The sequence below is a fragment of the Pseudomonas sp. NFR16 genome (assembly GCF_900108875.1).
Taxonomy (GTDB): Bacteria; Pseudomonadota; Gammaproteobacteria; order Pseudomonadales; family Pseudomonadaceae; genus Aquipseudomonas.
In genome coordinates, this window is record NZ_FNYJ01000001.1 from 1,845,781 (window position 1) to 1,860,182 (window position 14,402).

12 protein-coding genes are annotated in these 14,402 nt (G+C 61.6%); all 12 read right to left on the minus strand.

Features of this window, described 5'->3' with window-relative positions:
• Positions 1–68: 68 nt before the first annotated feature.
• Complete coding sequence (locus BMZ10_RS08190) at positions 69–1,043, minus strand: CheW domain-containing protein (protein WP_093459584.1); 975 nt, start codon at positions 1,041–1,043, stop codon at positions 69–71.
• 114 nt (positions 1,044–1,157) lie between these two features.
• Positions 1,158–1,946 (minus strand): ParA family protein, encoded by a 789-nt coding sequence (locus BMZ10_RS08195; RefSeq protein WP_093459587.1) that lies wholly within the window; start codon positions 1,944–1,946, stop codon positions 1,158–1,160.
• A 41-nt stretch (positions 1,947–1,987) separates the two neighbouring features.
• Positions 1,988–2,869, minus strand: a complete 882-nt coding sequence (gene motD / locus BMZ10_RS08200) for a flagellar motor protein MotD (RefSeq protein WP_093459590.1) — start codon at positions 2,867–2,869, stop codon at positions 1,988–1,990.
• Between the two features lie 7 nt (positions 2,870–2,876).
• Positions 2,877–3,617, minus strand: coding sequence for a flagellar motor protein (locus BMZ10_RS08205; protein ID WP_093459593.1), 741 nt, complete (start codon positions 3,615–3,617; stop codon positions 2,877–2,879).
• A complete protein-coding gene (locus BMZ10_RS08210; protein WP_093459596.1) occupies positions 3,617–4,774 on the minus strand; it encodes a protein-glutamate methylesterase/protein-glutamine glutaminase in 1,158 nt (385 codons plus the stop codon). The genes BMZ10_RS08205 and BMZ10_RS08210 overlap by 1 nt, the downstream gene beginning before the upstream one ends.
• A 182-nt stretch (positions 4,775–4,956) precedes the next feature.
• On the minus strand, positions 4,957–7,233 hold the full coding sequence (locus BMZ10_RS08215) for a chemotaxis protein CheA (RefSeq protein ID WP_093459599.1): 2,277 nt from the start codon (positions 7,231–7,233) through the stop codon (positions 4,957–4,959).
• Between the two features lie 144 nt (positions 7,234–7,377).
• Complete coding sequence (locus BMZ10_RS08220) at positions 7,378–8,166, minus strand: protein phosphatase CheZ (protein ID WP_093459602.1); 789 nt, start codon at positions 8,164–8,166, stop codon at positions 7,378–7,380.
• Positions 8,167–8,185: 19 nt separating this feature from the next.
• Positions 8,186–8,560 (minus strand): chemotaxis response regulator CheY, encoded by a 375-nt coding sequence (locus BMZ10_RS08225; RefSeq protein WP_175500148.1) that lies wholly within the window; start codon positions 8,558–8,560, stop codon positions 8,186–8,188.
• Between the two features lie 264 nt (positions 8,561–8,824).
• Positions 8,825–9,565 carry an RNA polymerase sigma factor FliA gene (gene fliA / locus BMZ10_RS08230; RefSeq protein WP_093459605.1) on the minus strand — a complete coding sequence of 247 codons (741 nt, stop codon included), beginning with the start codon at positions 9,563–9,565 and terminating at the stop codon, positions 8,825–8,827.
• Positions 9,562–10,395, minus strand: a complete 834-nt coding sequence (fleN, locus tag BMZ10_RS08235; RefSeq protein ID WP_062385964.1) for a flagellar synthesis regulator FleN — start codon at positions 10,393–10,395, stop codon at positions 9,562–9,564. Before fleN ends, fliA begins: the two co-directional genes overlap by 4 nt.
• Positions 10,396–10,513: 118 nt before the next feature.
• Positions 10,514–11,866 carry a flagellar biosynthesis GTPase FlhF gene (flhF, locus tag BMZ10_RS08240; protein ID WP_093459608.1) on the minus strand — a complete coding sequence of 451 codons (1,353 nt, stop codon included), beginning with the start codon at positions 11,864–11,866 and terminating at the stop codon, positions 10,514–10,516.
• 11 nt (positions 11,867–11,877) lie between these two features.
• Entirely contained in the window at positions 11,878–14,007 is a 2,130-nt protein-coding gene (flhA, locus tag BMZ10_RS08245) for a flagellar biosynthesis protein FlhA (RefSeq protein ID WP_093459611.1), read from the minus strand.
• Positions 14,008–14,402 lie beyond the last annotated feature (395 nt).

Consider the following 14,402-nt stretch of genomic DNA (forward strand, 5'->3'; position numbering starts at 1 on the left):
CTAACCCCTTGCGTGTTGTGCTGTAAGGACGACGCGATCAGCGCCGGCCTGTGTGTAGTTGAAGCTGTTTATTTGCGTGATTGCATCTGCCTGACCGCGCCGCTGGCAATCAGCTCGGCCAGTTCGGAAACGTCCAGCAGCGCACACATGTGCTCGATCACCGTCCCGGCAAGCCAGGGCCGCTGACCGCGTTGAGTGCGCCATTTGATTTCGTTCGGGTCCAGGCGCAGCGAACGGCTGACCTGATGCACCGCCAGTCCCCACTCATAGCCCTGCACCGAAATCACGTATTGCAGGCCCTGCCGGAAGTCGTCGCGATACCGGTCCGGCATGATCCAGCGCGCGGTGTCCAGCACCTTGAGGTTGCCGGCCTGGCTGGGCAGGATGCCGAGAAACCAGTCCGGCTGACCGAAGAGCGGCGTCAGGTCATGTCCGGCCAACGGGTAGATCGAACCCAGGCACACCAGCGGCACCGCAAGCGTCAGGCCGGCGACATCGAACAGCAGGCATTCGAACGGCTCATCCGCCCATGCCGGACGCTCGTCCGAGGTCGGCGGCGGGGTCGGCGTGCGCTGCGCAGGCAGGTGCACATCGGCTACCGGCTCTACCAACGCCACCACAGATTCGGCGACCACAGCTTCAGGCAATGGCGCCCCAACCTCGGGCGCTTCAATCACCGGCGGCGCGATCACCGGCGGCAACAAGACCGGTTTTTCCAGCACGCGAGCGGCGACCGGTTCAGCCACGACCGCAGGACGGCTCACAGGCGCTGCGACAGCCGGTGATTCGTGGGGTGTAAACGCCAGCGATACCGGGGCCGGACGCGACATCGACGGCTGAACCACCGGCGCAGCAGCCTTCACCGCCTCGGCGACAGCCGTGCGCATGCGTTCATCGTGGGCCTGCTCCTCGAGCACGGCCGCTTGAAACTCATCGATGCTCTCGACGACCTGCAATTCCTCGGTCGCGTCCTGAAGCAACGCGTCGAGGTAATTCTGCAGCGCCAGTTGTGGTCGTGATGCGATGTCCAGAGGGCGGTTCATACGGGAGCCCGAAAATAAGTGATGCGATTACCGCCTGAACCAGATATCGGCTGCAGGGTCAGCCGACTTGAGCGCGCAGGCGCTTTGCTCGGGAATATACGATCAGCGGACACCTCAGGCCACCTGCCCGACGAGTTGCTCGGTGAGCATGTGCTTGAGCAACGTCCGGTAGGCCAGTACCCCACGACTCTTGTTGTCGTACTGCGACGGCGTGACCCCGGCACGGCTGGCATCGCGCAGCCGGGTATCGACTGGAATGAACGCCTTCCAGACATGCTCCGGATAACTGTCGCGCAGCAACTTGAGGGTACTCATCGAAGCTTGGGTGCGGCGGTCAAACAACGTCGGCACGATGGTGTACGGCAACGGCACCTTGCGCGAGCGGTTGATCATCGCCAGCGTGTTGACCATCCGTTCCAGGCCTTTGACCGCCAGAAATTCGGTCTGCACCGGAATCGCCAACTGCTGACTCGCCGCCAGCGCATTGACCATCAGCACGCCCAGCAACGGCGGGCTGTCGATGATCGCGTAATCGAAGTCCTGCCACAGTTGCGCCAGGCTCTTGGCAATCACCAGGCCAAGGCCACTCTGCCCCGGCGACTGGCGCTCGAGCGTGGCCAGCGCGGTGCTGGACGGCAACAGAGAAATACGTTGATCGCTGGTCGGCAACAACAGTTGACCCGGCAGCCCGTCGGGCACCGAGCCCTTGTGCAGGAACAGGTCGAAACAGCTGTGCTCCAGCGCATCGGGATCATGGCCGAAATAGCTGGTCATCGAACCATGCGGGTCGAGGTCAACGACGACCACGCGCTTGCCCGCCTCGGCCAGCAAACCGGCTAGGGCGATTGAGGTGGTGGTCTTGCCGACCCCGCCTTTCTGATTGGCTACTGCCCAGACTCTCATGTGTTCGTATTCCCCCCGACCATGATGATGACCGAGACCGATTAAGGGGCAGGTGACGAAGATTTGACGCCTTGCGGCGGTTTGGCTGGGACAGGTGCAGTTTGTGTGCCAGCACGGCGCAATGCAGCATCGGGTTTTGCATTGGCCGCCGTGCCGGACCCGGTCAGGCTGCGACGCACGTCCAGATTGCGCGAGATCACCAGCACGACGCGGCGGTTGCGCGCACGGCCATCGGCGGTCGCGTTGGAGGTCAGCGGCTGGAACTCGCCATAACCGACCGAAGCCATGCGCACCGGGTTGATCCCGTCCATGGCCAGCATGCGCACGATGCTCGAGGCCCGCGCCGACGACAGCTCCCAGTTGCTCGGATACTGCGCCGAATTGATCGGCTGGTCGTCGGTGAAGCCCTCGACGTGGATCGGGTTGTCGAACGGCTTGATGATTTTGGACACCTTGTCGATCAGGTCGAACGCCTGATTGCTCGGCATGGCATCGCCGCTGCCGAACAGCAGGCTGGAATTGAGCTCGATCTCGATCCACAGCTCATTGCCGCGCACGGTCATCTGCTTCGAAGCGATCAGATCACCGAACGCTGCATTGACGTCGTCGGCGATGGATTTCAGCGGGTCTTGAGCGCCCTGCCCCAACGCCGCGTCGGTCTGTTCGCTGTCTTGCACCAGCGGGTCGGCTGGACGCACCGTCTGCGGCTTCTGCTCGCCGATCGGGATGGGTTTCACGCTGCGCTCGGCTTCGTTGAACACGCCGACCAGCGCCTCGGACAGCACTTTGTACTTGCCTTCGTTCAGCGAGGAGATGGAATACATGACCACGAAAAACGCAAACAGCAAGGTGATGAAGTCCGCGTAGGACACCAGCCAGCGCTCGTGATTTTCGTGTTCTTCGTGGCGACGTCGTCGGGCCATCAGTCCATCACTCCATGAAGCCTTGCAGCTTCAGTTCGATCGAACGCGGGTTCTCACCCTCGGCGATGGACAGCAGGCCCTCGAGCAGCATTTCGCGATAGCGCGACTGACGCAGGGCAACGGCCTTGAGCTTGTTGGCGACCGGCAGCAGGATAAGGTTGGCCGACGCCACGCCGTAGATGGTCGCGACGAACGCCACGGCGATGCCGCTGCCCAGCTGATTCGGGTCGGCCAGGTTGCCCATGACATGAATCAGGCCCATTACCGCACCGATGATGCCCACGGTCGGCGCGTAACCACCCATGCTTTCGTAAACTTTCGCGGCCTGAATGTCGCGGCTCTCCTGGGTCATGAAGTCCACTTCCAGAATGCTGCGAATGGCCTCGGGCTCAGCACCGTCGACCAGCAATTGCAGGCCTTTGCGCGAGTAGGCATCAGGCTCGCTGTCCGCGACCGACTCAAGGCCCAGCAGGCCTTCCTTGCGCGCGGTCAGGCTCCACGACACGACACGGTCAATGCCGCCGGCCAGATCGATGCGTGGCGGAAACAGAATCCAGATGAAGATCTGGATCGCCCGCTTGAACGCGCTCATCGGCGTCTGCAGCAGGCACGCCGCCAGCGTTCCGCCGAGCACGATCAGTGCAGCAGGCCCGTTCAGCAAGGCGCCGAGATGACCGCCTTCCAGAAAGTTGCCGCCGATGATGGCGACAAAGGCCAGAATGATCCCTATAAGCGTCAAAACATCCATCAGACACAGGCCTCGACCAGATGGCGCCCGATATCGTCCAGGCTGTAGACGGCGTCAGCCAGGTCGGCCTTGACGATGGCCATAGGCATGCCATAGATGACGCAACTGGCTTCGTCCTGCGCCCAGATGTGGCTGCCGCCCTGCTTGAGCAGGCGCGCGCCTTCGCGACCGTCCGCGCCCATGCCGGTGAGGACCACGGCGAGCACTTTATCGCCGTAGGACTTGGCCGCCGACCCGAAGGTGATGTCCACGCAGGGCTTGTAGTTCAGGCGTTCGTCACCCGGCAGGATTTTCACCGCCCCGCGACCGTCGACCATCATCTGCTTGCCACCGGGGGCGAGCAACGCAAGGCCCGGACGCAGAATGTCGCCGTCTTCCGCTTCTTTGACGCTGATCCGGCAGAGCTTGTCCAGACGCTCGGCGAAGGCCTTGGTGAACGCTGCGGGCATGTGCTGGATGAGCACGATCGGAGCCGGGAAATTGGCGGGCAGTTGAGTGAGGACGCGTTGCAGCGCGACCGGGCCACCGGTTGAGGTGCCGATCGCGACCAGTTTGTAAGCCTTGCGCTTGGGCGCAGGCGACGCCGGTGCATGATGCCCGGCTGAATGGCCAGTGGAAGACGTGCGCGCTGGCGCAGGGGCCGGGCGTGCGGCAGGCGTCGGCGCGGCGTGAGTCGTGCGTGGGGCCGTGGAGGTGGGCGCGGGCGCCGGCGTCGGAGCTGGCGCCGCTGCGCTGCTGCCCAATCCGCTGAAACGACGGTTGCTGCGGGAGATGCTGTGCACCTTTTCGCACAGCATCTGCTTGACCTTCTCGGGATTGCGCGAGATGTCCTCGAAGTTTTTCGGCAGGAAATCCACAGCGCCGGCGTCGAGCGCATCGAGGGTGACACGGGCGCCTTCGTGGGTCAGCGATGAGAACATCAGAACCGGTGTCGGGCAGCGCTGCATGATGTGACGAACCGCGGTAATGCCATCCATCATCGGCATTTCGTAGTCCATGGTGATCACGTCAGGCTTGAGCGCCAGGGCCTGGTCAATGGCTTCCCTGCCATTGGTGGCGGTGCCGACCACTTGAATCGTGGAATCTGAAGAGAGAATTTCCGAGACGCGACGACGGAAAAAACCCGAATCGTCCACGACGAGAACCTTGACTGCCATAAACACTCCATTGGGCCCGCGCTACCCCGAGGGCAGGCGCGGCCTGAATCACATCGCTTGGGCCACAATTGGCGAGCGGCACCGACTTGCAGGACCGGCCCTTTCCGGCTGAGGCCGGCCCTGCAACGTCACCCAACCGAATCGGTCCTGCCAGGTACCGCCACCGACGCCGGCCCCATCGATCAGATACGCCGTGCGGCGTAACGCTTGAGCATGCTCGGAACATCGAGAATCAGCGCGATGCGACCGTCGCCGGTAATGGTGGCGCCTGACATGCCCGGCGTCCCCTGCAGCATCTTGCCCAGCGGCTTGATGACCACTTCTTCCTGGCCGACCAGTTGATCGACGACAAAGCCGATCCGCTGCGTGCCCACCGAAAGGATCACCACGTGGCCTTCTCGCTGCTCTTCGTGAACGGCAGAGCTGACCAGCCAGCGCTTGAGGTAGAACAGCGGCAGTGCCTTGTCGCGCACGATGACCACTTCCTGACCGTCGACGACATTGGTGGTCGACAGGTCCAGATGGAAGATCTCGTTGACGTTGACCAGCGGGAACGCGAACGCCTGGTTGCCCAGCATCACCATCAGGGTCGGCATGATCGCCAGGGTCAACGGCACCTTGATGACGATCTTCGAGCCCTGGCCCTTGGTCGAGTAGATGTTGATCGAACCGTTGAGCTGGGCAATCTTGGTTTTCACCACGTCCATGCCCACGCCACGGCCGGACACGTCGGAAATCTCGGTCTTGGTCGAGAAGCCCGGCGCGAAGATCAGGTTGTAGCAATCGGTGTCGCTCAGACGATCTGCGGCATCCTTGTCCATGACCCCGCGCTTGACTGCGATGGCACGCAGCACTGCCGGGTCCATGCCTTTGCCGTCATCGGAAATCGACAGCAGGATGTGGTCGCCTTCCTGTTCCGCCGAGAGCACCACGCGACCGCCCCGGGCCTTGCCCGATGCTTCACGCTCTTCCGGCGATTCGATGCCGTGGTCAACCGCGTTGCGCACCAAGTGCACCAGCGGGTCGGCCAGCGCCTCGACCAGGTTCTTGTCCAGGTCGGTTTCTTCACCCACCAGTTCAAGGTTGATTTCTTTCTTGAGCTGACGCGCCAGATCGCGGACCAGTCGCGGGAAGCGACCGAAGACTTTCTTGATCGGCTGCATGCGGGTTTTCATCACCGCGGTCTGCAGGTCAGCGGTGACCACGTCCAGATTGGACACGGCCTTGGACATGGCTTCGTCCGAGCTATTGGCACCCAGGCGCACCAGACGGTTACGCACCAGCACCAGCTCGCCGACCATGTTCATGATTTCGTCCAGCCGCGCGGTGTCGACGCGCACGGTGGTTTCCGCTTCGGCTGGCGGCTTCTCGCCAGCGGCAGGTGCCGGGGCACGCGCGGCGGCAGGTGCGGCAGCTGGAGCGGCCTTGGCCGGGGCAGCGGCGGCCGGGGCAGGCGCTGCTTTGGCAGGCTCGACTTTCGGCGCTTCGACCTTGGCGGGCTCGACCTTCTTCACCGGCGCGACGGCGGTGGCGGCCACGCCCGGTTCGAATTTGCCTTTACCGTGAAGCTGGTCGAGCAAGTCTTCGAATTCGTTCTCAGTGATTTCGTCGCCCGAGCCTTTCGCCTCGGTGGCGGCCGGCGTTGCAGCGGCAGCAGCCACAGGGGCAGCGGCACCGGCTTCGGGCGAGAACGAGCCCTTGCCATGCAGCTGATCGAGCAGTGCTTCGAATTCGTCGTCGGTGATTTCGTCGCTGGCGGCTTCGGAAGCCGGCGCCGCGGCGGCAGCTGGCGCGACCGCATCGACAGCGAACTGGCCCTTGCCGTGCAGCTGATCCAGCAGCGATTCGAATTCGGCGTCAGTGATCTCGTCGCTTGGCGCGTCGCCAGACGACTGTGCAGGCGCCCCCGGGGCCGGGGTCGAAGCAACGGCACCCGCCGCTTCGGCCTTGACCGCATTCAGCGAGTCCAGCAGTTGTTCGAATTCCTGATCGGTGATGTCTTCGGAGGGCGCTTCGGCCACCGGCTCCGGCGCCACAGGAGCGGGCGCTGCAGCCACTTCGTCAGCCGACGCAGGCTCTGCCAGGCGGGAAAGCGCAGCAAGCAGTTCAGGCGTGGCCGGCGTGATGTCCGAACGCTCGCGCACCTGACCGAACATGCTGTTGACGGTGTCCAGGGCTTCGAGCACAACGTCCATGAGTTCCGCGTCGACCCGGCGCTCACCTTTGCGCAGGATGTCGAACACGTTTTCGGCGATGTGACAGCATTCAACCAGCTCGTTGAGCTGGAGGAAGCCGGCGCCCCCTTTTACAGTGTGAAAACCGCGAAAAATTGCATTGAGCAGGTCCGCATCGTCCGGCCGGCTTTCCAGCTCGACCAACTGCTCGGACAACTGCTCCAGAATCTCGCCGGCCTCTACCAGAAAATCCTGAAGGATTTCTTCATCGGCGCCGAAGCTCATTGGGGGTGCTCCTAAAATTAACCGTCAAACCGATCCGGAAGCTGTTCGGCGATCTGCGCGCATTGCCTTCGTCGAAGCATTGGCGCGCCAGATCAACAGCCACTTTCACATAGAACCCTGAATCGCAGACCCGCAAGCGGGGATCTAGAAGCCAAGGCTGGATAGCAGATCGTCTACATCATCCTGACCGGATACGACGTCTTCACGTTTATCGGCATGAATCTGCGGACCTTCACCCTTGGAATGAAGTTTTTCCTGTTCTTTTTGCTGACGGAACACTTCCTGGTCGTGTTCGATCCCTGCAAAGCGATCGACCTGACTGGCCATCAGCACCAGCTTGAGCAGATTGCTCTCCACTTCGGTGACCAGCGTGGTCACACGCTTGATGACCTGGCCGGTGAGGTCCTGGTAATCCTGAGCCAGCAGAATGTCGTTCAGGTGGCTGGCGACCTCGGCGGTCTCCTTCTCGCTGCGCGTCAGGAAACCATCGACGCGACGGGCCAGATCACGAAACTCATCGGCACCGATCTCGCGACGCATGAAGCGTCCCCAATCGGCGCTCAAGGCCTTGGCATCGGCACTGAGGCCATTCATCAACGGCGTGCTCTGCTCGACCAGGTCCATGGTGCGGTTGGCCGCACCTTCCGTCAGCCTGACAACATACGACAGGCGTTCGGTGGCATCGGTGATCTGGGACACTTCTTCGGCTTGCGGCATGTGCGGGTCAATCTGAAAATTGACGATCGCACTGTGCAGCTCGCGCGTCAGTTTGCCGACTTCCTGATACAGGCCGCGATCCCGGGTCTGATTAAGCTCATGGATGAGTTGCACGGCATCGCCGAACCTGCCTTTTTCAAGGCTCGCGACGAGTTCTTGTGCATGTTTCTTCAGGGTCGACTCGAAGTCACCCATTGTCGAATCTTTGGAATCCATAGCGCCCTCGCAGCGGACATCAGCTATTGACGCGCTCGAATATCTTCTCGATCTTTTCTTTGAGCACTTGCGCGGTGAATGGCTTGACCACGTAGCCGTTCACACCGGCCTGAGCGGCTTCGATGATCTGCTCGCGCTTGGCTTCGGCAGTGACCATCAATACCGGCAAGTGACGCAGACGCTCGTCGGCGCGGACCTGACGCAACAGGTCGATGCCAGACATGCCGGGCATGTTCCAGTCAGTCACCAGAAAGTCAAAAGCCCCGCTCTGCAGCATCGGCAATGCGGTGGTACCGTCATCTGCTTCGGCCGTGTTGGTGAACCCAAGGTCACGCAACAGGTTTTTTATGATCCGCCGCATCGTTGAGAAGTCATCAACGATGAGGATTTTCATGTTCTTGTCCAATTCGACCTCCAAGCAGTCTTTAACGCGCCCAGCACCTGGACGCGCGTTCAATCAATACCGGCACAACCCAGTGATCGGCTCTACGAAAATAATAAGGAATGGTGCACATCGAGGGGTCACGAACACGGCGCAACAGGCCGTTCAAAGACCTGATCCGACCGGCTCCTGCCTTGTCTCTCCTGCTTCCCACACCACATTCAGCACAGCCGGTCTTACTTGCAACACGCGAACACCCTGTTCACGTGCGATGAATCAGCGCGCGCGCCACTCTCCCAACCGTCCACGCAACCGCGCGGCGCACTGGCTATGCAGCTGGCTGACCCGAGATTCGCTGACCCCCAGGACCTCACCGATTTCCTTGAGGTTCAGCTCTTCGTCGTAATACAGCGCCAGCACCAGGCGTTCACGCTCCGGCAGATTGGCGATGGCATCCGCCAGCGCAGCCTGGAAACGTTCATCTTCCAGATCGCGCGACGGCTCCAGCGACTGGCTCGCGCCGTCCTCGTGCAGCCCTTCATGCTCGCCGTCCTGCAACAGGTCGTCGAAGCTGAACAGGCGACTGCCCAGGGTATCGTTCAAAATCCCGTAGTAATCATCGAGACTCAATTGAAGTTCGGCAGCAACCTCGTGATCTTTAGCGTCACGGCCGGTTTTTGCTTCAATTGCACGAATCGCGTCGCTGACCATGCGCGTATTCCGGTGAACCGAGCGTGGCGCCCAGTCGCCCTTGCGCACTTCGTCGAGCATCGCGCCGCGAATACGAATACCCGCATAGGTCTCGAAACTCGCGCCCTTGGTGGAGTCGTACTTGGTCGACACCTCGAGCAGACCGATCATGCCGGCCTGGATCAGGTCCTCGACCTGAACACTGGCCGGCAGGCGCGCCAGCAGGTGGTAAGCGATGCGCTTGACCAGCGGGGCGTAACGCTCGATCAGTTCGTACTGAGAATCTTTGGATGATTTGCTGTACATGCGATAGCCACTTGCGGTCATGACACGGGCCCTGCGCTGGTCTGATGCACCAGGCGTTCAACGAAAAACTCAAGGTGACCGCGCGGGTTCGCCGGCAGCGGCCAGGTATCGACCTTCTGCGCGATGGCCTTGAACGCCAGCGCACATTTGGAACGCGGGAACGCTTCGTACACCGCACGCTGCTTCTGGACCGCCTTGCGCACGCACTCGTCGTACGGAACGGCGCCAACGTATTGCAGCGCGACATCGAGGAAACGGTCAGTCACTTTGGTCAGCTTGGCGAACAGGTTGCGCCCTTCCTGCGGGCTCTGTGCCATGTTGGCCAGCACGCGGAAGCGGTTCATGCCGTAGTCGCGGTTGAGCAGCTTGATCAGCGCGTAAGCGTCAGTGATCGAAGTGGGCTCATCGCACACCACCAGCAGGACTTCCTGAGCGGCGCGCACGAAGCTGACCACCGACTCGCCGATCCCGGCAGCGGTATCGATCACCAGCACATCCAGGTTGTCGCCGATGTCGCTGAACGCCTGAATCAGACCGGCATGCTGCGCCGGTGTCAGGTGCACCATGCTCTGGGTGCCGGAAGCGGCCGGCACGATGCGTACGCCGCCCGGCCCCTGCAGCAGCACGTCGCGCAGCTCGCAGCGGCCTTCGATGACATCCGCAAGCGTGCGTTTGGGCGTCAGCCCCAGCAATACGTCGACGTTGGCCAGACCCAGATCGGCGTCCAGCAACATGACGCGACGCCCGAGCTCGGCCAGCGCCAGTGAAAGATTCACTGAAACGTTGGTCTTGCCGACGCCACCTTTGCCACCGGTCACCGCGATAACCTGTACGGGATGCATGCTGCCCATGTTAATTTTTTACCTTGTCTTGCTTAGACCTAAGCCACATGTAGGGCTGCACGTTCAGAGTGTGAACAATGCCTGGCAGACCATCGATGCAGGTATATTCCAGTGTCATTTTCCCTACCTAGCCCGCACGCTTGCCGGGACTGTGATAAAGATCCGCAAACATATCCGCCATCGCTTCCTCGCTAGGCTCCTCCTGCATCTGCACACTGACAGCCCGGCTTACCAACTGGTGCCGGCGTGGCAAATGCAGATCGTCCGGTATCCGTGGACCATCGGTGAGATAGGCCACGGGCAGTTCGTGAGTGACCGCCAGGCTGAGGACTTCGCCCAGGCTGGCCGTCTCGTCGAGTTTGGTCAGGATGCACCCGGCCAGACCGCAACGCTTGTAACTGTGATACGCCGCCGTCAGCACCTGCTTCTGGCTGGTGGTGGCCAGTACCAGATAGTTGCGGGCACGGATGCCACGACCGGCGAGGCTCTCCAACTGCAGGCGCAAGGCCGGATCGCTGGCTTGCAGGCCCGCGGTGTCGATCAACACCACGCGCTTGCGCAGCAGCGGCTCCAGCGCCTGCGCCAGAGACTGGCCCGGATCGACGTGCGTCACTGGCACGTTGAGGATCCGGCCTAGGGTTTTAAGCTGTTCCTGAGCACCGATACGGAAACTGTCCATGCTCACCAGCGCGATATTCTGCGCGCCGTATTTCAACACATAACGGGCGGCCAGTTTGGCCAGCGTGGTGGTCTTGCCCATACCGGCAGGACCGACCATCGCAATCACACCGCCCTCTTCCAGCGGCTCCACGTCCGGCGTTGCGATCATGCGCGCCAGATGGGCCAGCAACATGCGCCAGGTGTGCGCCTGATCGCCACCTTCGGGCACCATCGCCAGCAGATCACGCGACAGCGGACCGGACAGGCCGATGCGTTGCAGACGACGCCACAGATTAGCCTGTTGCGGGCGGCTGCCTTGCAGCTGGTTCCAGGCCAGCGAACCCAGCTGGACTTCCAGCAGTTCGCGCAGCCCGTTCAATTCGGAGCGCATCGAGTCGTAGGCGCGCTGGCTGACCGCAGGCTCCACGGGACGCTCGGCGCGTTCGGCACGATCGGCCGCCATGGCCGCATGCATCGATGGGCGAAACGGTTCTTCAAGCGTCGGCTCGATCTGCTTGCTGTCATCCATCGCCAGCCCTGCGAACAACTGACGATTGGCGACAGTGTCCAGCTCGCTGCGGTGGGTCAGCTCAGCCTGAGCGGTGACGATGCGCGACTGAGTCTTGCGCAGCTCGTCTTCGAGCTCGATGTTCGGCACACGCGGCGCCAGCGCAGACAATTTGTAGTCCAGCGCGGCAGTCAGTTCCACGCCGCCGGCAATGCGCCGGTTGCCGATGATGGCCGCTTCGGCGCCCAGCTCATCACGAACCAGCTTCATGGCTTGTCGCATATCGGCGGCGAAAAAACGCTTAACTTGCATAACTCACTACCTCAGCCGTTCGGCCCGACAGTCGCTACGATGGTGACTTGCTTATTGTCAGGAATTTCCTGATAAGCCAAAACATGCATATTCGGAACAGCCAGGCGTCCAAAGCGGGACAACATGGCGCGAACCGGACCTGCGACCAACAAAATGACCGGCTGACCCTGCATCTCCTGACGCTGCGCTGCTTCGATCAACGAGCGCTGAAGTTTCTCAGCCATGCTCGGTTCGAGCAGAACGCCTTCTTCCTGACCCTGTCCAGCCTTCTGCAGACTATTGAGCAATATCTGTTCCAACCTTGGCTCAAGCGTGATAACAGGCAGCTCCGGCTCAATGCCGACAATGCTTTGCACGATTGCCCGGGACAAACCGACCCGTACGGCTGCGACCAATGCGGCGGTATCTTGACTCCGCGCAGCGTTGTTGGCGATAGCCTCGGCAATGCTGCGGATATCGCGCACCGGGACCTGCTCGGCCAGCAACGCCTGAAGCACCTTGAGCAGCGCCGACAGCGACAACACGCCCGGCACCAGTTCCTCGGCAAGTTTTGGCGATCCCTTGGCCAGCAAAGCCATCAATTGCTGGACTTCCTCATGGCCAATCAACTCATGAGAGTGCTTGTACAGAATCTGGTTCAGGTGGGTTGCCACAACAGTGCTGGCGTCCACCACGGTGTAACCCAGCGACTGTGCCTGCGCCCGCTGGCTGATTTCGATCCAGACAGCCTCCAGACCGAACGCCGGGTCTTTGGCATTGATGCCGTTCAGACTGCCAAATACCTGACCTGGGTTGATCGCCAGCTCCCGGTCTGGGTAGATCTCGGCTTCGGCCAGCGTCACGCCCATCAGCGTCAGGCGGTAGGCGCTGGGCGCCAGGTCGAGGTTGTCGCGGATGTGAACGGTTGGCATCAGGAAGCCCAGCTCCTGGGAAAGCTTCTTGCGCACGCCCTTGATCCGCGCCAGCAACTGACCACCCTGATTACGATCCACCAGCGGAATCAGACGATAGCCCACTTCCAGGCCGATCATGTCGATCGGGGTGACGTCATCCCAGCCCAGCTCTTTGGATTCCTGCGCACGACTCGGCGCAGGCAGCAACTCTTGCTGACGCTTGACCTCTTGAATCGCGGCCAGCTTGACCATGTTCTGCTTTTTCCACAGCAGGTACGCGCCCCCGGCAGCCAGCAGCCCCAGGCTGATGAACGAGAAGTGCGGCATGCCCGGCACCAGCCCCATGACCACCATGATGCCCGCCGAGACGGCCAGCGCCTTGTGCGACGAAAACATCTGGCGCCCGACCAGCTTGCCCATCTCTTCGGAACCGGAAGCACGGGTCACCATGATCGCTGCGGCGGTCGACAGCAGCAGCGAAGGCAACTGCGCCACCAAACCGTCACCGATGGTCAGCAGCGCGTAAACCTTGCCGGCGTCGGCGAAGGTCATGTTGTGCTGGAGGATGCCCACCAGCATGCCGCCGATGAGGTTAATGAACAGGATCAACAGACCGGCGATGGCGTCACCGCGCACGAACTTGCTGGCACCGTCCATGGAACCGTAGAACTCGGCTTCCTGGGCGACTTCCAGACGACGACGCTTGGCTTCCGGCTGATCGATGAGGCCGGCGTTGAGGTCGGCGTCGATCGCCATCTGCTTGCCGGGCATCGCGTCGAGGGTGAAACGCGCGCTCACCTCGGAAATACGGCCGGCACCTTTGGTCACCACGACGAAGTTGATGATCATCAGAATCGCGAACACCACGATACCGACGACGTAGTTACCGCCGATCACCACTTCACCGAAGGCCTGGATCACCTTACCGGCGGCGGCGTGGCCGTCCTGACCGTGGAGCATCACGACGCGGGTGGAAGCGACGTTCAGCGCCAGGCGCAACAGCGTGGCGATCAGCAGGATGGTCGGGAAAACCGAAAAATCCAGCGGGCGCAGTGCGTAAACGCAGACCAGCAACACGACGATGGACAGGGCAATGTTGAACGTGAAGAACACGTCCAGCAAAAAGGGTGGCATCGGCAACATCATCATTGCCAGCATGACCAGCAACAGCAACGGCACGCCCAACTGACCACGGCCGAGGCCGACCAGTCCGATGCGTGCGTTAGAGATTAACTGAGAGCGATCCACCGATTTTTTACCTGCGCGTTAACCAAAACTTTGACGCCAGAGGCGTTGTAATGCAGGTGTTGCAAAAACCTGTCCAACATTGGCAGCGGGCTAAAAATATCAGAATGCCAGTATTTGGATTTGGAAGTTTGCGTCGTTGCTTCCGACGCCTGGATCAAGAGAGTCCGCCTAAAACAGAAGCAGGAGCTCTTCCCGGCTGAAGCCGGTCCTACGGGGTGCGCGGTGTGTCAGTTGATCGTTCCCACGCTCCGCGTGGGAATGCATCCCTTGACGCTCCGCGTCACTTAGCCTGTGGGACGCAGAGCGTCCGGGGCGGCATTACCACGCGGAGCGTGGGAACGATCGTAATGTCCTGACGGCGCGCTCGCCGCATCCATGCTACCCGGCCCACTGCG